Annotated in this window: 23 protein-coding genes; 5 read left to right on the top strand and 18 right to left on the bottom strand. The window is 69.9% G+C overall.

What is annotated here, in order from left to right; translation table 11 throughout:
- Window position 1: 1 nt before the first annotated feature.
- From ACT541_RS03555 to ACT541_RS03535, 5 genes are all read right to left on the bottom strand, one after another.
- Window positions 2-763 (bottom strand): SDR family NAD(P)-dependent oxidoreductase, encoded by a 762-nt coding sequence (locus tag ACT541_RS03555; RefSeq protein ID WP_476134316.1) that lies wholly within the window; start codon window positions 761-763, stop codon window positions 2-4.
- Window positions 760-2,022, bottom strand: a complete 1,263-nt coding sequence (locus ACT541_RS03550; protein ID WP_476134315.1) for a thiolase family protein — start codon at window positions 2,020-2,022, stop codon at window positions 760-762. Before ACT541_RS03550 ends, ACT541_RS03555 begins: the two co-directional genes overlap by 4 nt.
- Window positions 2,023-2,032: 10 nt before the next feature.
- Entirely contained in the window at window positions 2,033-3,886 is a 1,854-nt protein-coding gene (locus ACT541_RS03545) for a feruloyl-CoA synthase (RefSeq protein ID WP_476134313.1), read from the bottom strand.
- 113 nt (window positions 3,887-3,999) lie between these two features.
- Entirely contained in the window at window positions 4,000-4,806 is an 807-nt protein-coding gene (locus tag ACT541_RS03540) for a crotonase/enoyl-CoA hydratase family protein (RefSeq protein ID WP_476134312.1), read from the bottom strand.
- 336 nt (window positions 4,807-5,142) lie between these two features.
- On the bottom strand, window positions 5,143-5,373 hold the full coding sequence (locus ACT541_RS03535) for a hypothetical protein (protein ID WP_476134310.1): 231 nt from the start codon (window positions 5,371-5,373) through the stop codon (window positions 5,143-5,145).
- A 727-nt stretch (window positions 5,374-6,100) separates the two neighbouring features.
- On the opposite strand from ACT541_RS03535, the gene ACT541_RS03530 reads away from it, so the two are divergent.
- The 4 genes from ACT541_RS03530 to ACT541_RS03515 all read left to right on the top strand — a co-directional run bounded on the left by ACT541_RS03530 (window position 6,101) and on the right by ACT541_RS03515 (window position 10,876).
- On the top strand, window positions 6,101-7,339 hold the full coding sequence (locus tag ACT541_RS03530) for an acetate/propionate family kinase (protein ID WP_476134308.1): 1,239 nt from the start codon (window positions 6,101-6,103) through the stop codon (window positions 7,337-7,339).
- A gap of 15 nt (window positions 7,340-7,354) precedes the next feature.
- On the top strand, window positions 7,355-9,499 hold the full coding sequence (gene pta / locus ACT541_RS03525) for a phosphate acetyltransferase (RefSeq protein WP_476134306.1): 2,145 nt from the start codon (window positions 7,355-7,357) through the stop codon (window positions 9,497-9,499).
- Window positions 9,500-9,581: 82 nt separating this feature from the next.
- Window positions 9,582-10,403: a threonine/serine exporter family protein gene (locus ACT541_RS03520; RefSeq protein ID WP_476134305.1), complete on the top strand. Its 822-nt coding sequence runs from the start codon at window positions 9,582-9,584 to the stop codon at window positions 10,401-10,403.
- Window positions 10,400-10,876 (top strand): threonine/serine exporter family protein, encoded by a 477-nt coding sequence (locus tag ACT541_RS03515; protein ID WP_476134303.1) that lies wholly within the window; start codon window positions 10,400-10,402, stop codon window positions 10,874-10,876. The genes ACT541_RS03520 and ACT541_RS03515 overlap by 4 nt, the downstream gene beginning before the upstream one ends.
- A gap of 1 nt (window position 10,877) precedes the next feature.
- Here the strand turns inward: ACT541_RS03515 and pcaF are convergent, their stop codons facing one another.
- The 5 genes from pcaF to ACT541_RS03490 form a co-directional block, all read right to left on the bottom strand.
- A complete protein-coding gene (gene pcaF / locus ACT541_RS03510; protein WP_476134302.1) occupies window positions 10,878-12,080 on the bottom strand; it encodes a 3-oxoadipyl-CoA thiolase in 1,203 nt (400 codons plus the stop codon).
- Window positions 12,081-12,877: 797 nt separating this feature from the next.
- Window positions 12,878-13,921, bottom strand: a complete 1,044-nt coding sequence (locus ACT541_RS03505) for a cupin domain-containing protein (RefSeq protein ID WP_476134301.1) — start codon at window positions 13,919-13,921, stop codon at window positions 12,878-12,880.
- A gap of 40 nt (window positions 13,922-13,961) precedes the next feature.
- Complete coding sequence (locus ACT541_RS03500; RefSeq protein WP_476134299.1) at window positions 13,962-15,146, bottom strand: 3-hydroxybenzoate 6-monooxygenase; 1,185 nt, start codon at window positions 15,144-15,146, stop codon at window positions 13,962-13,964.
- A 176-nt stretch (window positions 15,147-15,322) separates the two neighbouring features.
- Window positions 15,323-15,970, bottom strand: a complete 648-nt coding sequence (maiA, locus tag ACT541_RS03495; protein WP_476134297.1) for a maleylacetoacetate isomerase — start codon at window positions 15,968-15,970, stop codon at window positions 15,323-15,325.
- 11 nt (window positions 15,971-15,981) lie between these two features.
- The gene (locus ACT541_RS03490; RefSeq protein ID WP_476134296.1) at window positions 15,982-16,686 is read right to left on the bottom strand and encodes a fumarylacetoacetate hydrolase family protein; all 705 of its coding nucleotides are present in this window, start codon (window positions 16,684-16,686) and stop codon (window positions 15,982-15,984) included.
- Between the two features lie 239 nt (window positions 16,687-16,925).
- Between ACT541_RS03490 and ACT541_RS03485 the strand changes: the two genes are divergently transcribed.
- Window positions 16,926-17,408 carry a MarR family winged helix-turn-helix transcriptional regulator gene (locus ACT541_RS03485; protein ID WP_476134294.1) on the top strand — a complete coding sequence of 161 codons (483 nt, stop codon included), beginning with the start codon at window positions 16,926-16,928 and terminating at the stop codon, window positions 17,406-17,408.
- Between the two features lie 214 nt (window positions 17,409-17,622).
- Here the strand turns inward: ACT541_RS03485 and ACT541_RS03480 are convergent, their stop codons facing one another.
- The 8 genes from ACT541_RS03480 to boxA all read right to left on the bottom strand — a co-directional run bounded on the left by ACT541_RS03480 (window position 17,623) and on the right by boxA (window position 25,584).
- Window positions 17,623-18,327, bottom strand: a complete 705-nt coding sequence (locus tag ACT541_RS03480) for an ABC transporter ATP-binding protein (RefSeq protein WP_476134292.1) — start codon at window positions 18,325-18,327, stop codon at window positions 17,623-17,625.
- Window positions 18,328-18,338: 11 nt separating this feature from the next.
- Window positions 18,339-19,091 carry an ABC transporter ATP-binding protein gene (locus ACT541_RS03475; protein WP_476134290.1) on the bottom strand — a complete coding sequence of 251 codons (753 nt, stop codon included), beginning with the start codon at window positions 19,089-19,091 and terminating at the stop codon, window positions 18,339-18,341.
- Window positions 19,088-20,104: a branched-chain amino acid ABC transporter permease gene (locus ACT541_RS03470; protein ID WP_476134288.1), complete on the bottom strand. Its 1,017-nt coding sequence runs from the start codon at window positions 20,102-20,104 to the stop codon at window positions 19,088-19,090. Before ACT541_RS03470 ends, ACT541_RS03475 begins: the two co-directional genes overlap by 4 nt.
- Window positions 20,097-20,969, bottom strand: coding sequence for a branched-chain amino acid ABC transporter permease (locus tag ACT541_RS03465; RefSeq protein ID WP_476134287.1), 873 nt, complete (start codon window positions 20,967-20,969; stop codon window positions 20,097-20,099). The genes ACT541_RS03470 and ACT541_RS03465 overlap by 8 nt, the downstream gene beginning before the upstream one ends.
- 144 nt (window positions 20,970-21,113) lie before the next feature.
- Complete coding sequence (locus ACT541_RS03460; RefSeq protein ID WP_476134286.1) at window positions 21,114-22,298, bottom strand: ABC transporter substrate-binding protein; 1,185 nt, start codon at window positions 22,296-22,298, stop codon at window positions 21,114-21,116.
- A 244-nt stretch (window positions 22,299-22,542) separates the two neighbouring features.
- Window positions 22,543-23,331 (bottom strand): enoyl-CoA hydratase-related protein, encoded by a 789-nt coding sequence (locus ACT541_RS03455; protein WP_476134285.1) that lies wholly within the window; start codon window positions 23,329-23,331, stop codon window positions 22,543-22,545.
- On the bottom strand, window positions 23,328-24,356 hold the full coding sequence (locus tag ACT541_RS03450) for a zinc-dependent alcohol dehydrogenase family protein (RefSeq protein ID WP_476134283.1): 1,029 nt from the start codon (window positions 24,354-24,356) through the stop codon (window positions 23,328-23,330). Before ACT541_RS03450 ends, ACT541_RS03455 begins: the two co-directional genes overlap by 4 nt.
- A gap of 37 nt (window positions 24,357-24,393) precedes the next feature.
- Entirely contained in the window at window positions 24,394-25,584 is a 1,191-nt protein-coding gene (boxA, locus tag ACT541_RS03445; RefSeq protein WP_476134281.1) for a benzoyl-CoA 2,3-epoxidase subunit BoxA, read from the bottom strand.
- Window positions 25,585-25,623: the final 39 nt, after the last annotated feature.

The following is a 25,623-nucleotide window of genomic DNA, read 5'->3' as shown; positions in this document are numbered from 1 at the left end:
CTCACCGCGGCTGCATGCGAAGGGCGCCGTCGAGGCGGACCACTTCGCCGTTGAGATAGGCGTTCTCGGCCATGGCGACCGCGAGCGCCGCGAATTCCGACGGCTCGCCGAGGCGTGCCGGGAAGGGGATCGAGCGGCCGAGCGAGGCGCGCGCCTCCTCCGGCAGCCCGAGCAGCAGCGGCGTCAGGAAGAGACCGGGGGCGATGGCGTTGACGCGGATGCCGAACTGGGCGAGCTCGCGGGCGATCGGCAGCGTCATCGAGACGATGCCGCCCTTCGAGGCCGCATAAGCGGCCTGTCCGATCTGGCCCTCGAAGGCGGCGACGGAGGCGGTGTTGATCACCACGCCGCGCTCGCCGGTGTCCAGAGGCTCCAGCCGGCTCATCGCGGCGGTGGCGAGCCGAAGCATGTTGAAGGAGCCGAGGAGATTCACCCGGATCACCGTCTCGAAATCGGCGAGCGCCTGCGGGCCCTCCTTGCCGAGCACCCGCTTGGCGATGCCGATGCCGGCGCAGTTGACGAGAATGCGGGCGGCGCCCAGCTCGCGCTCGATACGGGCGAAGGCGGCCTCGGCCGCCGTGGCATCGGCCACGTCGAGGGCGATCGCCAGACCGCCGAGCGCGGAGGCCACCTCGGTCGCCGCCGCCTCGTTGCGGTCGACGATCACGACCTTCGCGCCCTTGGCCGCCAGTGCCTCGGCGGTTGCCCGGCCGAGGCCGGAGCCGCCGCCCGTGACGACGGCGATCGAACCTTCGATCTTCATGAGCGCTCTCCCATCGCTTCCGGGTTCTCGACGAGGACGGCGATGCCCTGACCGCCGCCGATGCAGGCCGAGGCGATGCCCCACCTGAGGCCGCGGCGCCGCAGTTCGCGGGCGACGGTCAGCGTCAGGCGCACGCCGGTCGCCCCGAGCGGGTGACCGATGGCGATGGCACCGCCGTTGACGTCGAGCTTCTCCTCGTCGAGGCCGAGTTCGATGGCGCAGGCCATGACCTGGGCGCCGAAGGCCTCGTTGATCTCGACGCGGTCGACCTCGCCGACGGCGATGCCGGCCTTGGCGCAGACCGCGCGGATCGCCGGCACCGGGCCGATGCCCATGTGGTCGGGCGCGACGCCGACGGAGGCCGCAGCCACCACGCGGGCGAGCGGGCGACGGCCCTCGGCGCGGACGCGCTTGCCCGAGGCGAGCACCACGGCGGCGGCGCCGTCGACGATCGCCGAAGAGTTGCCGCCGGTCTGGACGCCGCCGAAGGCGGGACGGATCTTCGCCAGCATCTCGATCGGCGAGGGGCGGACGTGGTCGTCCTCGCGGACGACGTCGCCCTTCTTCGGCAGCCGGATCGCGCGGGGATCGAAGCCGTCGCGTTCGAAGGTCTCGTCGGTGACCGCGACGATCTCGTCGTCGAAGAAGCCCTCTTCACGCGCCTTCAGCGCACGGGCGAAGGAGCGGGCGGCGAAGGCGTCGACCGCCTCGCGACCGATCCCGTGCTTCTTCGCCAGGTTCTCCGCCGTGCCGCCCATGGTGGTGTGGCAGGCGGTGTCGAGCAGGCTCTCCCACAGGAAGTCCTTGAACTCGATCTGACCCAGGCGGAAGCCGTTTCGATGGGTATAGGCGGCGACCGGATTGCGGCTCATCGACTCGGTGCCGACGGCGAGAGCCGCCTCGACCCGGCCGAGCGAGATCGCGTCGGCTGCCTGAGCCACCGCCTCGACGCCGGTGCCGCAGATGCGCTGGACGAGATGGGCGGGCACCTCCACCGGCACGCCGCAGTAGAGGCCGACGTGGCGGGGCAGGAAATAGGCGTCGAAACTCGCCTGCGCCATGTTGCCGGCGACGACCGTGCCGATGGTCGCGGGATCGACGGCGGCGCGGCTCAAGGCCTCGCGGCCGACCTTGATGGCGAGATCGGTCGGCGACACGGTCGAGAGCCGGCCGTTGTAGTCGCAGAAGGGGGTGCGCACGCCGTCGAGGATGAAGACGTCGTCGAAGGCGAGCGCGACGGCGCCCGGAACGGTGGTCATGGTCGGTCCCTCAGATGCGGACGACATGGGGCGCGGCGTCGGGGGCGTAGAGCGCCTCGACGTCGGCGGCACGGTTGGCGAGCACGGCGCGCTGGTTGAGCGAACCCTTGTCGGTCGCCTCGCCGAGGTCGATCGACGGCGGCGTGGCGAGCAGCGCCAACCGGGTGACGCGGGTCGACGACCCCGTCGCCTCGCGGGCGAGTTCGGCGAGCCTTTCCTGGAAGACGTCCTTGACCATCTGGTCGCAGAGGACCTCGTCGAAGGGCGTTTCGGGCGCGAGATGCGGCGCGAGCTTCCGTGTCTCGACCTCGTCGGGGAAGACCAGCATGCCGACGTGGTCGCGGTCGTGGCCGGTGACGGCGGCGTCCTTGACCAACGGGTCGAAGCGGCCGACGAACTCGGTGCGGAGCGGTCCGACCGAGACCCAGGTGCCGGTCGCCAGCTTGAAGTCCTCGGCGACGCGGCCGTCGAACTCGAAACCGGCGGCGAAGTTGTTGGGCTCGGCGAGGCGCAGCGCGTCGCCCATCAGATAGAAGCCCTCGGCATCGAAGACCCCCTGCGTCAGGTCGGGGCGGCGCCAGTAGCCGGGCGTGATGTTGGGGCCGCGCAGGCGGGCCTCGAGCTTGCCGGCGTTGGGCACCAGCTTCAGCTCGACGCCGCGATGAGGCACGCCGACGATGCCGGGGCGATCGGCGTCGCGCACGCCGATGAGGGCGCCGGGCGCGGTCTCGGTCGACCCCAGCGAGGTGGTGAAGGCGATCGGCCGGCCGACCGTCTCGATCGCCAGCTCGCGGTAGGCGTCCCAGATCGGCTTGGAGAGGCCGGCGCCGGCATAGAACATCAGCTTCAGCCGCGAGAAGAACTGCCGGCGCAGATCGGCGTCGGCGCGCAGATGCGGCAGCAGCGCCTCGAAGCCCTTGGGGACGTTGAAATAGATGGTCGGGGCGATCTCGCGCAGATTGGCGATGGTGGCGCCGATGCCGGCCGGGATCGGCTTGCCCTCGTCGATGTAGAGCGTGCCGCCGTTGTAGAGGGCGATGCCGAAGTTGTGGTTCGAGCCGAAGGTGTGGGCCCAGGGCAGCCAGTCGACCAGCACCGGCGGCTCGTCCTTGAGGAAGGCCAGCGCCTCGGCGAGCATCGCCTGATTGGCGCAGAGCATGCGCTGGGTGTTGGTCACCGCCTTCGGATAGCCGGTCGAACCGGACGTCAGCAGGAACTTGGCGATCGTGTCGGGACCGACCTCCGAGCGCGCCGAGACGACGGCCGACGAGATCGGCCGGTCGAGCAGGCTCGAGAAGCGGGTGGCGCCGAGCTCGGCGGCGGTGTCGTCGGAGACGACGATCTCGATGCCGCGGCTCCGCGCCAGCCTCAGAGCGCGGCCGAAGGTGACGCCGTCGGAGGCGAAGACCAGGCGCGGGGTCAGGAGATCGATCGCATAGGCGAGTTTGCCGAGATCCTGCGAGATGGTCGAATAGGCCGTCGACATCGGGCAGGTCGGCACGCCGACCGCCATGCCGGCGAGGGAGAGCAGCGCGTGGTCGATGCCGTTGCCCGACAGGATCAGCACCGGCTCGTCGACCGAGAGGTCGCGGGCGAGCAGCGCAGCACCGATGTGCAGGATCTGTTCGAAGGCGGCACCGTAGGTCAGTTCGCGCCAGCCGCCGGTCTGGTCGCGCTCGGCCAGGAACACCCGATGCGGCGTGACCTTGGCCCAGTGTTCGAGCCGATCGACCAGCGAGGCTGAATAGTGCGGCAGCGGCTTGGCGGAGCGCACGACGATGATGCCGTCGGGGCGGCTCTCGACGACGGGGTCGAGCCTGCCGAAGAGACGCATCGGCGCGATCGCCGGTATCATGGCGTTCATGGTTCCCTCCCCGGAGCGCGCGGGTCCCCGCGTCGGCTCCTCGTTTCCTCGTGCCCCGGTTCGGGCGTCGACGGCCGGTTCGTCCGGCTCGTCGGGTGTTCCTCCGCGCCCGGTCAGTCCGGGCGGGAAACCTTGGCGGCGCGCTTCTCGAGGAAGTCGCGAACGCGGCTCTTGGCCTCGCGGTCGCCCTGGGCGACGGCGGAGACGAGACTTTCCATGAGATAGCCGACGCGCGGATCGGCATCGGCGATGCGCGGCAGGGCCTGGATCACCGAGAAGTTGGTGAGGGGGGCGTTGGCGCACATCTTGGTCGCGAGTTCGAGCCCGCGCTCGAAGCCCTCGCCGTCCTCGACGAGATACTGCGAGAAGCCGAGCGGCACGCCTTCGGCCGCCGAATAGGTGCGGCCGGTCAGCATCATGTCGGCCATGCGGGCGACGCCGATCAGCTTGGGCAGGCGTACCGAACCGCCGCCGCCGACGAAGATGCCGCGCTGGCCCTCGGGCAAGGCGTAGAAGGCGTTCTTCTCGGCGACGCGGACATGGGCGGCGCAGGCGAGTTCGAGGCCGCCGCCGATCACCGCGCCCCGGAGCACGGCGACCACCGGCACACGGCCGAATTCGATCTTCTCGAAGCAGCGATGCCAGGCGCGCGAATGGAACACGCCCTCGGTGACGTCGCGCTCGGAGATCTCGGAGAGATCGAGGCCGGCGGAGAAGTTCGGCCCGATGCCGTGGATCACCACCGAACGGACGTCGGGCGGAATCGTCGAGAAGGTCTCGTCGAGCGCCTCGATGGTCTCGTCGTTGATGGCGTTGCGTTTGGCGGGGCGATCGAGCCCGACGACGAGCACGTCGCCGCGCCGCTCGACCACGATCGGCGATCCGGCAGCGACCGCCGCTGCCGCGGAGGACTGGGACACGGGCATCTCGCTCCTCGATGTTCATTTTTGTAATAGTTATTTTCTATAACAATCTCGCGCTGTCAAGCGATCCGTCGCGGCAAAATGCGGAGAAACACGGATGGATATGCGCAAGCCGCATCGACCGGCACGGAAGACCGTGCGCGACGACACGCCGCACCCCCGTCCGGACCGAAAACGGGCCGAAACGAGCTCCGGAGGCCCGGCGCAACCGGCGCGGACGCGGCAGAACCGTCGGCAGCGTGGGGATCGCAAAGCCGCGGCAGAACGGACGGACGCCGCGCCGCGAGGGGCGCAGGAGCGGTGGCGCGACGGACCGCCGGCGAACGGGGCGGCCTATTCGGCGGCGCCGCGGACCAGCCCGCCGTTGCACAGGGCATCGCAGATCGCCGCCCAGGCGCCGCGGTCGGCAGGCGACTGGCCGAGGCCCATGGCGGAGGCGAGAAGGTCGAGCGCCTCCCAATCCCGGCTGCGACGCGCGGCGGAAATGGCGGATTCGGCCGCGATCGCGCCACGACGCCACTCGCTCAGATCGCGATCGTTCATCGTATCGACTTCGTCGTGCATGGCACGCCTCGCTCAGTCGTATGGCCGGTGGCGTCGGCAGGTCGGGCGAGAGGTCGCTCGCTCCGGAGATGTCGGCAACATCGACGGAAGGCGATCCGCGTCGGCGGCAATTCGTCGGCGAGATCGGAGAATGTACGAGCGCCCAATCGGTCGATTTCGTACACGATCGCCTCTCGACGATCCTTGTCGGCACCGGCGCGTCCGAGCAAGAGCCGAGGAATAATACGATCGTATAAGAAACATCGCGACGACCGATCGGAAGTCGTCCGCGCCGTCTTCGACGGCAGATCTCGCGCGCACGTGCGGCGAACGGCGATCGTGTCGCGGAAGACCTTCGTCCAATGGTCGCGGAGCGCTGCCGCCGGTCGCGAAGCTGGAGTAGACTGACGAGGGCGCGACGATCGACCGACTCGTCGGCAACGAGAGCAGTGACGTAGAACGTGCCGGCCGCGAGGGCGGCGCGAGAGACTTGATGGGGCCGATCGCCCATGGGCCGGGCCGCCGCGCTGACGCGTGTCGACCGATGCGGGATGCGGCATCCCCGGCCAACGGGCGACGAATCCATCGAACGCATGGCCGGCCCGCGAAAAAGGCGCGGCCCGCGGCCTTCGTCGAGACCCCGACTGGGGTCTTTACTGATACCAAAGTATTCCTACTTTGGTATCACATTGGCCAAGTCATATGATGAGTAGCGACCTGCCTGGTCGCCCGCCCGAAAGGCCTGTCCATGTCGCAGTCGTCCCGCCTCGTGCTCGTCGTGAACTCCGGTTCGTCGTCGATGAAGTTCACGCTTCTGCCGGCCGGCGGTGGCGAAGCTCTGGTCTCGGGCATCGCCGAGTGCCTCGGGCTTCCCGAGGCGCGCATCGTCGTCAAGGAGAACGGCGCCAAGACCATCGCCGATCTGACGCGTGGCGACCACGCCGGCGCCATCGCAGCGCTCTTCGCCCGGCTCGACCACGAGGGCCTGCTCGACCGCATCGCCGTCGTCGGCCATCGCGTCGTCCAGGGCGGCGACATCTTCACCGAGAGCGTGATCGTCACGCCGCAGGTCGTCGCCGACATCGAGAAGCTCGCGCCGCTCGCGCCCCTGCACAATCCCGCCCACCTGATCGGCCTGCGCGCCTGCATCGAGGCGATGCCGAACGTGCCGCAGGTCGTCGTCTTCGACAGCGCCTTCCACCAGACCATGCCGGCGGCCGCCTATACCTACGCCGTGCCGCGCGTCTATGCCCGCGATCACGGGGTGCGCCGCTACGGCGCCCACGGCACGTCGCATCGCTACGTCTCCGCCGAGGCGGTGCGCGTCCTCGGCCTCGACCCGGCCGACCACGGCCTCGTCGTCGCCCATCTCGGCAACGGCGCCTCGGCGACGGCCGTGGTGAACGGCTGCTCGGTCGACACCTCGATGGGCATGACGCCGCTCGAGGGTCTGGTCATGGGCACCCGCTCCGGCGACATCGACGTCGGCGCCGTCGCCCACATCGCCCGCGTCAGCGGCAAGGACATCTTCCAGCTCGACGCCATGCTCAACAAGGAGAGCGGCCTGCTCGGCATCTCCGAACTGTCCAACGACTGCCGCACGCTGGAAGCCGCCGCCGACGAGGGCCACGAGGGCGCCAAGCTGGCGCTCGACGTCTTCGTCCACCGCCTCGCCCGCTACGTCGGCGCGCTGGCGACCTCGCTGCCGCGCTTCGACGCTCTGGTGTTCACCGGCGGCATCGGCGAGAATTCGGCGCGGATTCGCGCCATGACGCTGAAGCACCTCGCGGTCTTCGGCTTCGCGATCGACGAGGCGGCCAATGCCGCGACCTTCGGCGGCAGGGCCGGGGTCATCGGTCGCGGTCGCGCCACCCTCGCCGCCGTGATACCGACCGACGAGGAAGGTCTCATCGCCGCCGATGCCGCCCGTCTCGCCGGCCTCGACATCGAAGACGAAGAGCCCGTGCTCGCCGCCGAAGCCGTCTGATCCCCGGAGTTCGCCATGAACGTCGCCACCGCCCGTCACACCTTCTACCTCGTGCCGGTCTCGAGCGAGCCGGGCCTCACCTCGATGGCCCTCGGCCTCGTCCGGGCGCTGCAGCTCGCGGGCGTCAAGGTCGGCTTCCTCAAGCCGATCGTGCAGCCCGAGGCGATCGTCGGCGACACCGACCTCGCCTCGCACTTCGCCCGCACGCTCTGCGGTACCCAGACGCCCGAGCCGATTCCCTTCGACCACGCCGCCGAGATGGTGCGCGCCGGCCGGCTGTCGGACCTGATGGAAGAAGTGGTGGCGCTGGCCGAGACGGTGCGCGCGACCCACGACGTGGTGATCGTCGAGGGCCTGATCCCCGACGCCGACTTCCAGATCGCCACCCGCCTCAACATCGAGATCATCCGCTCGCTCGGCGCCGATCTGGTGCCGGTGATGATCGGCCATGCGCGCGATCCCGCCAAGCTCGCCGCCAAGACCGCGGCGGCGATCGAGCAGTACGGCGACGACGGTCGCCGACCGATCGCCGGCGTGCTGATCAACCACTGCACCACCGCCCATGCCGCGACGCTGGCGTCCGCCCGCCTGCTGAAGCTCGAGAGCGGCGCCGAGGTGCCGATCATCGCCGCCGTGCCGACCGCCGCGAAACTGTCGGCGCCGCGCATCCTCGACATCGCCGAGGCGCTCGACCTCGAAGTCTTCCATCGCGGCGACATCGCCTCCGCCCGCGCCCAGGCGCATCTGGTGGCAGCGCGCTCCTGCGAGAAGCTGATCGGCCATCTGCGCCCCGACACGCTCGTCGTGACCCCCGGCGACCGTTCCGACGCGATCCTCGCCACGGCGCTGGTCGCCCAGCGCGGCATGCCGCTCGCCGGTCTGCTCTTCACCTGCGGAACGCGCCCGGCGCCGGAGGTGGAGGCGCTGCTGCGCCTGCCGCCGCTCGACCGCCTGCCGCAGCTCGGCACCCGGGACGACACCTTCACCACGGCGACGAAACTCGCCAATCTGTCGAGCCACGTCGGTCGCGACGACGCGGTGCGGATGGAGCGGGTGATCGCCTTCGTCGCCGAGCAGATCGTCGTCGAGCCGCTGCTGTCGCGCATGAACCTGCCGGTCGAGGCCCTGATGCCGCCGCCGGTGTTCCGCCATCGTCTGGTCGAGGCGGCGCGGGCCGCCAACCGGCGCATCGTCCTGCCGGAAGGCGACGAGCCGCGCACGCTGCGCGCCGCGGCGATCTGCGCCGAGAAGGGCATCGCCCGCTGCGTCCTGCTGGGCAAGCCGGAGACGGTGCGAGCGGTCGCCGCCGACCACGGCATCGATCTGCCGGACGGTGTCGAGATCCTCGATCCCGAGACGACCCGCGGCGCCTATGTCGGCCCGATGGTCGAGCGCCGCAAGGCCAAGGGGCTCACCGCCGTCCAGGCCGAGAAGGGCCTCGAGGACACGGTCGTGCTCGGCACGATGATGCTGGCGGAGGGCGACGTCGACGGCCTCGTCTCGGGCGCCGTCCACACCACCGCCAACACCGTCCGCCCGGCGCTGCAGCTGATCAAGACCGCGCCAGGCTCGTCGATCGTGTCGTCGGTCTTCTTCATGCTGATGCCCGATCAGGTGCTGGTCTACGGCGACTGCGCCATCAACCCCAACCCGAATGCCGAGGAACTGGCGGAGATCGCCATCCAGTCGGCCGATTCGGCCGCCGCCTTCGGCATCGAGCCGCGCGTCGCGATGATCTCCTACTCGACCGGTTCCTCGGGTGCCGGCGAGGACGTGGAGAAGGTGCGCGAGGCGACCCGGCTGGTGAAGGAGCGTCGCCCCGACCTCGCGGTCGACGGCCCGATCCAGTACGACGCGGCTTCCGTCGAGAGCGTCGGCCGCCAGAAGGCGCCGGGCAGCCCGGTCGCGGGACACGCCAACGTCTTCATCTTCCCCGACCTCAACACCGGCAACACCACCTACAAGGCGGTGCAGCGTTCGGCGAACGTCGTCTCGGTCGGCCCGATGCTGCAGGGCCTGAGGAAGCCGGTCAACGACCTCTCCCGCGGCGCTCTCGTCGACGACATCGTCTACACGATCGCGCTGACCGCCATCCAGGCGGAGGCCGGCGACGGCGCCGCCAGGCGCACGGCCTCGACGCTCGACGCCGCGGCGGAGTGAGGATGGGGATCTCGACTCGCGATCCCTTCTCTGCGACGCTCTTCGGCCGGCTCGCGCCGACCGATCTCACGACGGAGCGCCCATGACCACGCCCGAGGCCGCGGCGGCCGACGCCGATCCCGATCCGTCGGTGCCGGCGCGTCATCGCGATCTCGAGCAGATCGCCAACGCGGCGCTGCGCCTCGGTCGGCTGATGATGGAATGCGGCGCCCGCGTCGGCGTGGTGCGCGAGGGCATTCGTCTCGTCGCCCTCGGGCTCGGCGCCGAGAGCGTCGGGGTGCGCTGCGGCTATGCCTCGCTGGCGGCGACCGTCGGTGTCGGCTCGATCACCATCACCCGCATGTCCGAGGTCGGCCGCCACGCGGTCAACCACCGGCTCGATCTGGCGCTGCGCCGCTATGCCCTCGAGATCCGCGAGACCGGCGGCACCGCCGCCGACGTCCAGGCAGGGCTCGACCGGCTGGTGCGCGAGACGCCGCATCATTCGCCGATGGTCATCGCGCTCGCCACCGGCCTCGCCTGCGCCGCCTTCGGCCGGCTGCTCGGCATGGACTGGGCCGGCTTCGTGCCGGTGTGGGTCGGCGGGACGATCGGCCAGCTCGGACGCCATCACCTGCTGCGGCGCGGCGTGAACCTCCACGTCATGGCGGCGCTGGTCGCCTTCACCGCCGGCTCGATCGGCGGCTGGGGGGCGAAGCTGCTCGGCTCCGGCAGCGTCGAGATGGCGTTGATGGCCTCGACGCTGTTGCTCGTCCCCGGCGTGCCGGCGACCAATGCGCAGATGGACATCATGGAGGGCTTCCCGACGGTCGGCTCGGCCCGCGCCGTGGTGGTCGCCATGATCATGGTCTTCTCCACCACCGGCATCTGGTGCGCCAACGCGTTGATGAGGGCCTTCTCGTGACCGCGATCCCGCCCCTTCTCCTCACCATCGGCCATCAGGCGCTGTTCGGCGCGGTGGCGGCCGTCGGCTTCGGCGTGCTGTTCAACTTCGGCCGCGCCAACCTGCGCTGGTGCGCCGGTGCGGGCGCTCTGGCGCTCGCGGTGCGCACGGTGTGCCTCTCGGCGCAGTGGAGCCTGGAGGCGGCCTCCTTCGTCGCGGCGCTGACGGCGGCGAGCCTCGTCGTCTTCTTCGTGCGCGAGCGCGGCGAGGGCGCCGACGCGATCGGGCTGGCCGGCTGCATCCCGATGGTGCCGGGCGCCTTCTTCGGCAAGGCGCTGCTCGGCTTCTTCGCCCTGACGACGCCGGGCGCCGCCGATCCCGGCGCGCTGATGGTCTCCTCGTCGGAGGCGCTGCTGCGCGTCGTCTTCACGCTGGGCGCGATCGGCGCCGGCCTCGCCGTGCCGACCCACATGACGCGCAATCGCGGGTTCTGATTCACACCCGCTCCAGCGCCACGGCGATGCCCTGGCCGACGCCGATGCACATGGTCGAGAGCGAATGGCGTCCGCCGGTACGCGCCAGTTCCAGCGCCGCCGTGCCGGTGATGCGCGCGCCCGACATGCCGAGCGGATGGCCCAGCGCGATGGCGCCGCCGTTGGGGTTCACGCGAACGTCGTCGTCGGCGATGCCGAGGGCGCGCAACGTCGCCAGCCCCTGCGAGGCGAAGGCCTCGTTGAGCTCGATCACCGAGAGATCGGCGACCGAGAGACCGAGCCGGGCGAGCAGCTTCTGCGACGCCGGCGCCGGGCCGATGCCCATGACGCGCGGCGGCACGCCGGCCGCCGCCCCGCCGAGCACGCGGGCGATCGGCGTCAGACCGTGGCGCTTCGCCGCCGCCTCGGAGGCGAGGATCAGTGCCGCGGCGCCGTCGTTGACGCCCGACGCGTTGCCGGCGGTGACCGATCCGCCCTTGCGGAACGGCGCCGGCAGGGCGGCGAGCGCCTCGAGCGTGGTGGCGCGCGGGTGTTCGTCGCGGTCGACCACCACCGGATCGCCCCTGCGCCTCGGGATGGTCACGGGGGTGATCTCGGCGGCGAGGCGACCGCTGCCCTGCGCCGCGGCGGCCTTTTCCTGCGAGCGCCAGGCGAAGAGGTCCTGGTCGGCGCGGGAGATGCCGTGATCCTCCGCCACGTTCTCCGCCGTCTCGGGCATGGAATCGACGCCGTACTGCGCCTTCATCAGCGGATTGACGAAGCGCCAGCCGATGGTCGTGTCGTGGATCTCGGCGGCACGCGAGAAGGCGGTCTCGGCCTTGGGCATGACGAAGGGCGCGCGCGACATGCTCTCGACGCCGCCGGCGATCATCAGGTCGGCCTCGCCGGCCTTGATCGCGCGGGCCGCCATGATCACCGCGTCCATGCCGGAACCGCAGAGCCGGTTGACCGTGGTGCCGGAGACCGCCAGGGGCAAACCGGCGAGCAGCAGGCTCATGCGGGCGACGTTGCGATTGTCCTCGCCGGCCTGGTTGGCGCAGCCGAAGATCACGTCGTCGATCGCCTCGAGGTCGAGCCCGGCGTGGCGGGCGGCGAGCGCCCTGAGCGGCACGGCGCCGAGATCGTCGGCGCGCACCGACGAGAGCGCCCCGCCGAAACGGCCGATCGGCGTGCGGACGTAGTCACAGACGAAGACCTCGGCCATGCGATGCGTTCCCCTCCTCGTCGGCCGTCGCGCCGGCCGGATGATGCGCCCCTGTGGACCGGGGTCGGATGTCTGGTGAAATCGGCGGCGGTCGGCGCGGTCACGCCGGTCGAGCGTCCCCCGCCCGACCCGTCGCCCCACGCCCGCACCCGTCGGCACCGCCACGGCGGCAAGCCGACCGGCCGCGCCTGCCGATGTCGAAATGGTTCCACGGCCACCGCCCGCCGTCCAATGCGATGTTCGCATCGACGAATATTGTTCGTGATTCGAACGTGATGAGGGGGCGATCGCGGAGGCGGGGGTGGAGGGGGGGTGGGGTGGGGGTGGGGAGAAACGAACGGGGTGGCGCGGCGGAGAGAGCGGCGGGGCCTGGAACCGGCGGCGAGAGCGGCAGACGGGGAACCGGCTCGTGGTCGCGACAGCGGCGGGCGACGCTGCGGCCATTCCGCCGGGGGCGGGCGCCGACCGATGTCCGGCGGCGCGTGCCTCCGCCCTCCCCTCGGGAGACCTTTACGCTGTTCGAAAAGAGTCCGGATCGACGCCGTGCGCGATCCTTCGAGACGCGCCTGCGGCGCTCCTCAGGATGAGGTTCCGTATACGTCCTCTTCAAAAAAAACAAACGCCTCATGCCGAGGAGGGCGCCATGGGCGCCCGTCTCGAAGCATCGCGCACGGCGTCGAACTCGGTTCCCCGAGTTGCGCAACGATCCCCGGGGAGCACCGCGCCCACCCGCCCGAAACGCCGGAGGGGAGGCGCCCGGCGGGTGCCTCCCCTTCGTGTGTCCCGTCCGATCGATCTCAGCCGAACAGCTCGTAGAAGCCGAGCTTCCTCTGCATCGGGGCGTCGTCGACGACGAAGAGATGGGCCGGTTTCGTCGCCGACGCGTTCTCGATCTCGACCTCGGCGTGGGTCGGCACGGCCATCGTGTCGAACTGCTCGAAGGCGAGCTCCACCCCGTCGATCCGCGCCGTGCCGGCGCCGTCGACGACGTTGATCACGCCCGAGGCCGAGTGGCGCGGCAGGCGCAGCGTCTCGCCGGGACGCAGGCGGATCGCCGAGAAGCCGAGGATCGGCATGCATTCGGCCCCGGTCTCCGGGTTGACGTAGGCGAGCCGTACCGCCTCGCCGCGCGGGGTGACGCTCTCGAGATCGGCGAGCGCCGCCCTCACCTCGCGCCAGGGGAAGCGCACCAGCGGATAGTTCGCCCGCGGCCGCGTCACCGCCGACCAGGGCAGCAGGCCGGCGCGGCGATAGCGGGTCTGCGAGCCGTCGGCCTCGTTGCGCGGGGTCTGCGGCGCGCCTTCGGTGCAGTAGGAGGCCTCGAGCGCATAGACCATCGGCAGGTCGAGCGCGTCCATCCACACGACCGGGCCGGTGCCGGCATGGCCGTGCTCGTGCCACAGGCCCGAGGGGGTCAGGATGAGATCGCCCGGCTCCATCGGACACTTCTCGCCCTCGACGATGGTGAAGCCGCCCTCGCCTTCCACCACGAAACGCACGGCGGAGGGAGAGTGGCGATGGTTGGGCGCGGTCTCGCCGGGCAGGATCAGCTGCATGCCGATGTAGATCGACGGCGTCGCCTGCATGTTGTCGAGACCGAGGCCCGGATTGGCGAGCACCAGCACGCGGCGCTCGGCCTTCTCGATCGGGGTGAGGCGACCGGCCTCCAGCAGCTGCGGCCGGACGTCGGCGTAACGCCACAGGATCGGCTTCGTCCGCCGCGACGGGATGCCGTAGGGCAGTGCCGCGCGCAGCGCCGGCCACAGCGGCACCAGATTGCGCGCCGTCAGGCCGTGGCGGTAGTCGAGCGGCAGGTCTTCCAGCCTTCCGAGTTCGGACATCGTGCGTTTCCTCCGGAATCTCGTCGTTCTTTTTCGTTGATCAGTCCGACAGGCCGTTGCCGCCGTAGAGCCAGGCGAGGCTGTCGTAGAAGCCGTCAGGCGTCTTGTCGCCGAGCCACTTGTTGCGCACGAGGCGTTCGACGCCCTGCGCGTGGTAGACGCGGCCGAGTTCGCGGCTCGACAGGATGACGCGGTAGGCACGCGGGATGCGTAGCGTCTGGTAGGCGAGGAAGGCGGTATTGAAGTCCTCGTGCCTCGTCAGCGCGTCGCCGAGGCAGACCGCGTCCTCCAGCGCCATGCACGCACCCTGCGCGAAATACTGGTGTGTCGGATGGGCGGCGTCGCCGAGCAGGACGACGTTGCCGTCGGTCCAGTTCTCGATCGGGTCGCGATCGCCCAGCACCCAACGCCGCCAGGTCTTCGGCACTTCGAGCAGCTTGCGCGCCTTCGGCACGATGTTGCCGAAGCGCGACAGCACTTCCTCGGAGGTGCCGGGTTCGTTGGTCCCGACATTGGCGATGTCGGTGACGAAGGTGGCGACCAGATTGAAGGTCTTCCAGCCCTGAAGGGGATAATGGACCATGTGGCACTTGGGGCCGGCCCAGAGCGTCGCCGCGTTCCAGCGCAGGTCTTCCGGCATGTCCTCGATCGGCAGCACGGCGCGATAGGCGACGTGGCCGGAGAGTTTCAGTGCGTCGCCGCCGGTCAGTTGCTCGCGGATCTTGGAGCGGACGCCGTCGGCACCGATCACCGCGTCGCCTTCGAAGACGTGGCCGGCCTCGGTGACGACCTTGGCACCCGTCGCGGTGTTCTCGTAGGAGACGACACGCTCGTTGTTGACCAGCGTCACGTCCGGGTGCGCCACGCAGGCGTCGTAGAGCACGCCGTGCAGATCGGCGCGGTGGATCACCGCATAGGGGTTCTTGAAGCGGTCGCGGAAGGGCTGGTCGACCGGAATGTGGGCGATCTCGTCGCCCGACATGCCGTCCATCATGATCAGCTTGTCGATGTAGACCGCCTTGGCGCGGCCGGCATCGCCGACGCCCAGCCAGTCCATGGCGTGGAAGGCGTTGGGGCCGATCTGGATGCCGGCGCCGATTTCGCCGAACTGCGCCGCCTGTTCGAGGACGGTGACGCGGAACCCGGTCTTGGCCAGCGACAGCGCCGCCGAGAGACCACCGATGCCGCCGCCCGCCACCACGACGGACCTCTTCGCCTTGCTCATGTCGTTTCACTCCCGATTGCCCGGCCGTCTGCGCGGCCTCGTTCGATTTCGGTATGCTGCATAATCATCAGTATACTGTCAATCTGAGATGCGAACGGCCGTCGAGGTTTCTTCCATCCACCGGCGCACCGCGAATCGCACGGCCGATCGGACGGCGGATCGCGACGCCGCCTCTCTCACGCCTCCGCGTCGGGCTGTTTGCCCGGCACGGCATTCGCGAAGGCGGGCAAGGCGTTGCACGCCGCCTCGACCTCGACGAGGCGCGGATAGGCCGCAAGATCGACGCCGAAGCGCCGGGCGCCACCGAGTTGCGGCGCGAGGCAGATCTCGGCCATGCCCGGCGTATCGCCGAAGACGAAGCGCCCCTTGCCGGCATGGCGGCGGGCGATCGCCTCGAGCGCCTCGAGGCCGAGGGCGTTCCAGTGGTGATACCAGGCGTCGACCTCGTCCTGACTGTGGCCCATCGGATCCTTGAGGTGGTTCAGGACGCGCAGGTTGCAGATCGGATGGATGTCGGCGGCGATCGCCAGGGCGAAGGCGCGGACCTCGGCCCGTTCGAACGGGTCCTTCGGCAGGAAGGCCGGCTCGGGGATCGTCTCCTCGAGCCATTCGACGATCGCCAGCGACTGGGTCAGCGCATGGCCGTCGACCTCGAGGGTCGGCACCAGCCCCTGCGGGTTCAGCGCGCGGTAGGCGGGCGTCTTCTGCTCACCGCCGCCGCGTCTCAGATGCACCGGCACGAAGTCCGGCGTCACGCCCTTGAGCGCGAAGGCGATGCGGCAGCGCCAGGCCGCGCCCGAACGGAAGAAGCCGTGGAACCGCATCGCCCTCTCCCTCAGATCGCGTCGGCCGGGCCGATCTTCAGGTCGAGCGGCGGCAGGCCGTCGATCGAGCCGGTGACCGTGTCGCCCGCCACCACCGGACCGACACCGGCCGGAGTGCCGGTGTAGATCAGGTCGCCGGGGACGAGGTGGTAGTAGCGCGACAGGTGCGAGACGAGTTCCTCGACCGACCAGACGAGGTCGGAGAGATGGGAGTCCTGCTTGGTCGCGCCGTTGACCGCGAGGGTGATGCGCTGCGGACCGATCGCGCCGAAGGCCGCCTTGGGCAGGATCGGCGTGATCACGGCGGACTTCTCGAAGTCCTTGCCGAAGTCCCACGGCCGCTGCTTGGCGCGCGCCTCGAGCTGGAGGTCGCGGCGGGTCATGTCGAGGCCGCAGGCGTAGCCGAAGACCGCGTCCATCGCTTTTTCGACCGGCACGTGCCAGGCCGGCGCGCCGATCGCCACGACGAATTCCATCTCGTAGTGGAAGTTCGCGGTGCCCGGCGGATAGGGGATGGTCTCGCCGGTCGGCACGATCGCGCCGGCCTGCTTGAGGAAGTAGAAGGGCGCCTCGCGGTCGACCTCGACGCCCATCTCCTTGGCGTGGTCGGCATAGTTGCGGCCGACGCAGAAGATGCGGTTGACCGGGTAGCGGGCCTCGTCGCCCACGACCGCGACGGTCGGAGCGGGGGCGACGGAAAACAGGAGCTTGGTCACGTCGGTTCGTTCCTCGAGAAGTGGAAGGAGGCATTCGCCGCCCAGACTACCGCATGAGGCGGAGTGGTCGAGACGAAAGTTTCATGTATGCTGCACTCATTAATCAGTATACTGATAGATCGATCCGAGTCAAGATGCGGCTCGAATCGCAGAATGGACTTGCGCGCGGAGACACGAGACCGATGATGACCGAGCCCGTTGCCGTCGCTTCGCGCCGACGCACCCGACGAGATCCTTCCATGAGCCTCGACCACGACATCGCCATCTATTCCATGCCGGGCCACGTGATCCGGCGCCTCAACCAGGTCGCCGTGTCGCTGTTCCACGACGAATGCGCCAAGGCCGGGCACGACCTGACGCCGGTGCAGTACGCGGCGCTGAAGGCGTCGCAGAAATATCCCGGCATCGATCAGGTGTCGCTCGCCGGCGCCATCGCCTACGACCGAACCACCATCGGCGGCGTCGTCGGCCGGCTGGAGGAGAAGGGCTACATCCGCCGCGCCGCCGCCCCCGAGGACCGCCGGGTGCGCCGCATCTTCCCGACGCCCGAGGGCGAGGCGCTGATCGCCGAGATCGATCCGATCGTCGCGCGCGTCCAGATCCTGATGCTCGACGGGCTCGACGACGACGAACGCGCGACCTTCGTCCGGCTGGCGTCGAAGGCGGCGGAAGCCGGCAACGACCGGTCGCGCGCGCCGCTCCGGCCCTACGAGCCGAAGTGAGACCCCGGTCTTCGTCGGACCCGGGCAGAGGCCCTTCACCCTGAGGTGCGAGCGCAGCGAGCCTCGAAGGGCGGAGGGCCGAGAGGCACGGCCCGTCGAGGCTTCGCCCTTCGAGGCCCGGCTTTCCGCCGGGCACCTCAGGGTGAAGCCGAACAGGGTGCCGACGGGCAAGGCTCCATACGGTCGGACGAGGCTGCGTGTCGTCATCGTCGCCTCACACCGAGAGATAGGTTTCCTGGATCGACGCGTCGGCGAGGAGTTCGGCGGTGGTGCCGCGCCAGGCGACCTCGCCCTTCTCCAGCACGACGTGACGATCGGCGAAGTCGGCCAGCGCCTCGATCTCCTTGTCGATGACGATCATCGCGAGACCCGTCCCCTTCAGCACGTCGAGCGCCTTCCAGATCTGCTGGCGGATCAGCGGCGCGAGCCCTTCCGTCGCCTCGTCGAGGATGAGGAGATCGGGGTTGGTCATCAGCGCCCGGCCGATCGCCAGCATCTGCTGCTCGCCGCCCGACAGCTGGTTGCCACCGTTGGCGAGACGTTCGGCGAGGCGCGGGAAGAAGGCCAGCACGCGGTCGAGCGTCCAGGCCTCCCGGCTGCGGGCCCCCGGGCGACCGGCCATCACCAGATTCTCGCGCACCGAGAGATTGGGGAAGATGCCGCGGCCTTCCGGCACCAGACCGATGCCGAGGCGGCAGACGCGATGAGGCGCCGCCCCGCCGATCGCCTCGCCCTTGAAGCGGATGGTGCCGGCGGTCGGCTTGAGGAGGCCGGTGATCGACTTGACGGTGGTCGACTTGCCCATGCCGTTGCGGCCGATCAGCGTGACGACCTCGCCCTCGGCGACGTCGAAGGAGATGCCGAACAGTGCCTTCGACGAGCCGTAGCCGGCGTGGAGGTCGGTGACTTCGAGCAGCATGTCCCACCTCCTCAGTGCGAATGGCCGAGATAGGCGGCGCGGACGTCCTCGTCGGCGCGCACCTCGGCGGGAAGGCCGGTCTTGATGACGCGGCCGGCGACCAGAACCGAGATGCGGTCGGCGAGGCGGAACACCGCCTCCATGTCGTGTTCGATCAGGACGATGGTCGTCAGCCCCTTGAGGCGGGCGACGAGATCGGTCATCGCCGCACCGTCCTGCCGCCCCATGCCGGCCATCGGCTCGTCGAGGAGCAGCAGACGCGGCTTCATCGCCAGCGCCATGGCGAGTTCGAGCTGACGGCATTCGCCGTGCGAGAGATCGGCGACGATGGTGGTGGCCTTGTCCGCCAGCCCCACCGTCTCCAGCGCCTCGCGCGCCGGCTCGACCAGCGCCGGATCGGTCCAGGCGCGGCGGAAGAAGCGGAAGGAATGACCCTCGCGCCCCTGCACCGCCAGCATGACGTTGGCGAGCGCGGTGAAGGAGGGGACGAGCGAGGTGATCTGGAAGGACCGCGCCACGCCGCGCCGGGCGCGCAGATGCGCCGGCATGCGGGTGACGTCCTCGCCGTCGAGCAGGATGGAGCCGAGATCGGGCAGGAGCTGGCCCTGGAGCTGCGAGACGAAGGTCGTCTTGCCGGCGCCGTTCGGCCCGATCACGCCGTGGATCTCGCCTTCCACCAGATCGAAGTCGAGATGGTTGGTGGCCATCAGGCCGCCGAAGCTCTTCACGAGGCCCTTCACCTCGAGCAGGCGATGCGTGCTCATCGGGCGGCCCTCCCGTTCGTCGCGAGCTTCACCAGATCGGCGAGGCCGCCGCGCAGCGTCAGCACCACGACGACGATGATCGCGCCGAAGGCGAGCTGCCAGTATTGCGTCCAGGAGGACAGCACCAGTTCGAGGATGACGAAGGCGGCGGCGCCGACGATCGGACCCCAGATGGTCGAGAGCCCGCCGAGCACCGCCATGACGACGAGATCGCCCGAACGCACCCAGCTCATGTCGGCCGGCGAGACGAACTGCTGGCCGGCGGCGAGCAGCGCGCCGGCGAGGCCGCAGACGACGCCGGAGACGACGAAGGCGGTGAGCCTGTAGGCATAGGGCGGGATGCCCGTCACCGTGACACGGCGCTCGTTCTCGGCCGAGGCCCGGAGCACGATGCCGAAGCGGCTGGAGACGACGCGGCCGAGCAGGAACACGGTCGCCGCCAGCACGCTCAGCGCGAGATAGAAGAACGGCGTGCGGGCGGAGACGTCGCGGCCGGCGAAAGTGATCGACGACAGGATCTGCAGCCCGTCCTCGCCGCCGTATTTCTGCAGCGCCACGGCGCCGTAATAGAGCATCTGGTCGAAGGCCAGCGTGATCATCAGGAAATAGGGACCGGAGGTGCGCAAGGAGACGACGCCGGTCGCGAGCGCCACGAGGCCGGCGACGAGACCGGCGAGCGGCAGGGTGATCGCCAGATCCGCGGTGCCGTCCCAGACGAAGGGGCCGAGCGCCAGCGCCTCGCCGTTGAACTCGTGGAAGGCGGCGATGCCGACGACGTAGCCGCCGACGCCGAAGAGGCCGGCATGCAGCAGGCTGACGAGGCCGGCGAAGCCGACGATCAGGTTGAGGCCGATCGCGGCGATCGCGAAGACCACGACGCGGGTCGCCAGCTTGATCAGGAAGGGGTCGCCGAGCGCGTTCGCGACCGGCGGCACGGCGGCGAGGATCGCGATCGCGACCACGGGCGCGAAGCGGTCGATCGGGGTCGGGCGGTGCGGGTCGAGCTCAGCCATGGACGGGGAACAGTCCCTTGGGTTTGAAGGCGAGGATCAGCGCCATCAAGAGGAAGATCGCCATCGAGCCGAGCGCCGGCGGCAGCATGACGCGGCCGAAGGTGTCGACGAGGCCGACGATCAGCGCCGCGACGAAGGCGCCGCGGATCGAGCCGATGCCGCCGATGACGGTGACGACCAGCGCCAGGATGAGGATGGGTTCGCCCATGCCGACCTGCACCGCCAGGATCGGCCCGGCCATCAGCCCGGCGAGACCGGCGAGCGCCGCGCCGAAGGCGAAGAGGCCGGCGAAGACGAGAGAGACGTCGACGCCCATGGCGGACGCGATGGCACGGTTCGACGAGCCGGCGCGGACCCACATGCCGAGCCGCGTCTTCATCACCACGAGCCACAGGAGGCCTGCGACCGCGAGGCCGACCGCCAGCACCACGAGGCGGAAGGTCGGGTAGACGAGACCGGGCGCCAGTTCGATCGAGCCGGCGAGCGCCGGCGGCAGCGGCATGCGCAGCGGCACGGGGCCGAAGACGAGGCGCGTCGCCTCGTTGGCCATCAGCACGATGCCGAAGGTGACGAGCACCTGATCGAGATGGTTGCGGGCATAGAAGCGGCGGAAGAGGCCGAGCTCCAGCACCACGCCGAGCGCCGCGGTCGCGGGGATCGCGACGAGAATGCCGAGCACGAAGGAGCCCGTCGCCGCCTGTACCGACGCGGCGAGGAAGGCGCCCGCCATGTAGAGCGAGCCGTGCGCCAGATTGATGAAGTTCATGATGCCGAAGACGAGCGTCAGCCCGGATGCCATCAGGAACAGGGTGACGCCGAACTGGATGCCGTTGAGCAGTTGTTCGGCGAAGAGGGCGAAGGTCATCGCGAGGCTCCGGCGATCGGTCGGCTTTCACGAGGGGAGAGACGATCGGGCTTCGATGCGCGAGGCGCGCGACCCCTCATCCGCCCCTGACGGGGCACCTTCTCCCACAAGGGGAGAAGGGAAGAGCCGCCTTCCCGCCTAGCCTCACTTCATCGCGCATTTGGCGACGTAGGAATCCTGGTGATCGGCGGCGATCAGCGTGCGCTTCGCCATCACCGGGCGGCCCTTGGCGTCCTTGACGATCTCGGCGAGCCAGAAGTCCTGCACCGGGTAGTGGTTGGTGTTGAAGCGGAACTTGCCACGGAGGCTGTCGAACTTGACCGTCTCCAGCGCCTTCTGGAAGCCGGCCGCATCCTCGACCTTGCCGCCGACGGTCTTCAGCGCCGCATCGAGCGCCAGAACCGTGTCGTAGGCCTGCGCCGCGTTGGGCGACGGCAAGCGGCCGTACTTGGCCTCGAAGTCGGCGCGGAACGTCTTCGACGCCGCATCGTCGGCGTCTTCCGCCCAGTGGGTGGCGGCGAAGGCGCCGACCGCGGCGTCGCCCATGGCGGGCAGCACCGTCTGGTCGAGCGAGAAGGAGGGGCCGTAGAGCGGCACGGTCTTCTTCAGGCCGGCCTGATCGTACTGCTTGACGAAGTTGATGCCCATGCCGCCCGGATAGAAGAAGAACACGCCTTCCGGGGCGGCGGCGCGCAGCTGGGCGATCTCGGCGGCATAGTCGAGCTGACCGAAGGCGGTGTAGACCTCGCCCACGACCTCGCCCTTGAAGGTGCGCTTGAAGCCGGCGAGGAAGTCCTTGCCCGCCGGATAGTTGGGCGCCATCAGATACATCTTCTTGATGCCGCGCTTCGTGGCCTCGAGGCCCATGGCCTCCGGCGACGTGTCGTTCTGGAACGAGGCGACGAAGAAGTGCGGATGGCACTGCGTGCCGGCATATTGCGACGGACCGGCGTTGACCGAGACGACGAAGGCGCCGGCGTCGAGCGCGGGCTTGGCCACCGCCAGCATGACGTTGGAGAAGTTCACGCCGGTCAGGATCTGCACCTTGTCGCGCTCGATCATCTTGTCGGCGACCTGGCGGCCGACGTCGGGCTTGGCCTGATCGTCGCCCTGGATCACCTCGACGGCGCGTCCGCCGAGCTTGCCGCCGGTGGCGGCGAGACCGAGGTCGAAGCCGTCGCGCAGCTCCTGACCGAGCTGGCCGCCGGGGCCGGAGAAGGTCGACAGGAAGCCGATGCGGATCGGATCCTCGGCGAAGGCCGCCGGGGCGGCGAGCATCGTGCCGGCGACGAGCGCGGCGGCGAAGGGGATGCGGCGATCGATACGCATGGATGCCCTCTCTCGTTTCCTCGGGGGCCTTTTCGGCCCTCTCCTTCGGCATGCGCGGCACTTCCGGCCGCTTGAACCGATTGAGGCTCACGATATAGATCGTCAGCATACTGTCAATATAGTGCAGGCCGATTTCTGCGTGTTTTTTCGTATGGTGGGCGGCAGACGGACGGGCGCGAGCGACCGCGCGCCGGCGGGGCCGCGGGCGAAACGGCGGATTTCCGCCGTCGGGGGATCGAGGATCTCAGTCGAAGTGCGGCGGGCGTTTCCGGGCGAAGGCGGCGAGGCCTTCGGCATAGTCGGCGTGGCGGCCGGAGATCTGCTGCGCCTCGCGCTCGACGACGAGCTGGGCGGAAAGATCGTTCGTCTCGGCGGCGCGCATCACCTGCTTCAGCCGGGCGAGGGCCGCGCGCGGGCCGGTGGCGAGCCGGGCACAGATCGCCTCTGCCCGTTCCATCAGCCGATCGTCGTCGACCGCCTCGGCGACGAGACCGAGGAGGGCCGCCTCTTCGCCGGTGATCGTCTCGGCGAGGAAGACCAGCGCGTTGGCCTTCGCCCGGCCGACGAGGCGGGGCAGCAGCCACGAGCCGCCGGCATCGGGGACGAGGCCGATACGCGAGAAGGGCTCGGTCAGCTTCGCGCCTCTCGCGGCGATCACCACGTCGCCGTGGAGGGCGACGTTCAGGCCCGCGCCGGAGGCGATGCCGTTGATCGCCACGACGACCGGGATCGGGATCGACCGGATCTTCTCGACCAGCGGCTCGTAGAACTCGGCGAGCGAGCGGCCGAGATCGAGCGGGCCTTCGGCGATGGCACGGATGCGGTCGGAGAGGTCCTGACCGGCGGAGAAGGCACGGCCCTCACCGGTCAGCAGGATCGCCCGACAGGCAGGATCGGCCTCCGCCTCGACCAGCGCCGCCATCAGGGCGCGGTGGAGATCCTCGGTGAAGGCGTTGAGCCGGTCCGGCCGGTTCAGCCGCAGCACGCGGAACCGATCGCGGATCTCGACGCGGACGAGAAGGGTGTCGCTCATGCGGCGCTCCCGAGATCGACGACGATCTTGCCGACGTGGGCGTTCTCCTTCATCCGCGCGAAGGCGGCCGGCGCCTCGGCGAGCGGGAAGCGGGCGTCGATCACCGGATCGATCGGCGACAGCGCGATCGCACGCAGCATCGCCTCGAAGGCCTCGCGGTCACCGCAGGTGACGCCCTGGAGGCGGACCTGCCGCATCACCGCGAGCGACAGATTGAAGGTGGCGAAATTGCCGGAGAGCACGCCGATCAGCGCCACCGTGCCGCCGGGGCGGACGAAGCGGATGGATTGATCGAGCGTCTCGGCGCCGCCGACCTCGACCACCAGATCGAGCCGTCCGCTGGCGAGATCGCGCACCGCCGGGCCCCATTTCGGCGTCTCGCGGTAGTTCACGACAGCCGCGGCACCCAGCCGGCGAAGGACCTCGGCGCGCTCCTCCGACGAGGTGATGGCGATCACCTTCGCGCCGGCGCGGACCGCGAACTGCAAAGCGAAGAGCGAGACGCCGCCGGTGCCCTGGATCAGCACCGTGTCGCCGGGGCGGACGCGACCGAGATCGACGATCGCCGACCACGCCGTCAGCGCGGCGCAGGGCAGCGTCGCGGCGCATTCGAGGTCGATCGCGTCGGGGAGCCTCACCACCGCCTCGGCCGAGACGATCATCCGCGTCGCCAGCGTGCCGTCGCCGCCGGGGCCACCGAGCGCGGTCGAGAGCTTTTCCGTCGTCGCCTCTCCGGAGAGCCAGCCGGTGAAGAAATGCAGCGCCACGCGGTCGCCCGGCGCGACGCGGCCGACACCCGCGCCCACCGCCTCGACGATGCCGGCGCCGTCGGAACAGGGCACCACGGGGAGCGCCTGTTTCGGATTGTAGATACCTTCGACCAGCAGCAGGTCACGGCGGTTGAGGCTGGCGTGATCGAGGCGCAGGCGGACCTCGCCGGGGCCGGGCTCGCGGAGCTCTCGCCGGGCGATGCGCAGCCCGTCGAGGCCGAAGGCGGTCAATTCCAGCACGGTGGCCGCAGCCATGGGCATCTCCTGCGACGGTCCTTTGGAGGAAGATGCCTCAATAGGTCTCGACGTGATAGCGGCCGGCCTCGCGCATGACGCCACGCAGCGCCTCCCAATCGAGGCCGGCGCCGCGGCAGACGTCGGCGAGCGCCTCGTCGACGCCGGTCTCCATGCCCTTGAGGCCGCACATGTAGAGATGCGTCCGATCGGACTTCAGCAGATCGGCCATCAGCGCCGCCTCGCGCCGCATCAGGTCCTGGACATAGACCTTGGGCTCGCCGGGCACGCGGCTCCAGGCGAAGAACTTGGTCAGCAGGCTCTCCGGCACCTTCTGCAGCGGACCGAAATAGGGCAGTTCCTCGGGCCGGCGGGCGCCGAAGAACAGCACCATCTTGCCCGGCGCATTGGGCTGGGTGCGCCGGCGCCATTCGGTCATGCCGCGGAAGGGAGCCGAGCCCGTGCCGGTGCAGACCATGACGATGTTGGCGGTCGGGTCGTCGGGCATCAGGAAGGTCGCGCCGAAGGGGCCGGTGACGGTGACCTCGTCGCCCTTCTTCAGGTCGCAGACCCAGTTGGAACAGACGCCGCCCTCGACGCGCTTGACAGTCAGGGACAGGTTGTTGTGGTTCGGCCGCTCGCCGTGGCGGGGGCTGGCGACGGAATAGAGCCGCACCCGGTGGGGCTCGCCGTTCGCGTCCACGCCCGGCGGGACGATGCCGATCGACTGGCCCTCGAGGACCGGGAAGGGCGTGTCGCCGAAGTCGAGGATGACGTGGCGGATGTCGGTCGTCGCATCGTCCGCGGTCAGCCGGTAGATGCCGGTGACGCGGGCGCGGGCCGGACTGGCGCGGTTGAAGAGATTGATCGCCGGCTTTCCCGCCGACTTCGGCGCGACCGACTTGCCGCCGGCACCGCCGTGGGCGGAGGCGATGATGGCGCCGACCTCGTCGTCGATCGCCTCGAGCGTGGCGAGGCCGCCGAGTTCGGGCTGGGCGGGGAGTTCGCCCCAGGAATGCTGCTCGTCGAGCGACCACGGCGTCGTCACCATGCGCCAGTTGTCGATGGCACCGGTCGGGCACGGGGCGATGCAGGCCATGCAGAAATTGCAGGTGGCGACGTCGACCACGTAGTTGTCGTCGCCATGGGTGATGGCGTCGACCGGGCACATCTCTTCGCAGGTGTTGCAGCGGATGCAGATCTCCGGATCGATCAGATGCTGCTTCAGGACGGTGGTCGGGGCGTTCATGGGCTGGCTCCGGAGATGGGACGACGGAGGTACGGTCGC

The sequence above is a fragment of the Pinisolibacter sp. DMC100 genome, assembly GCF_056313705.1.
The sequence above is the reverse complement of the archived record's forward strand: the minus strand, read 5'-3'. Positions and strand labels throughout refer to the sequence as shown.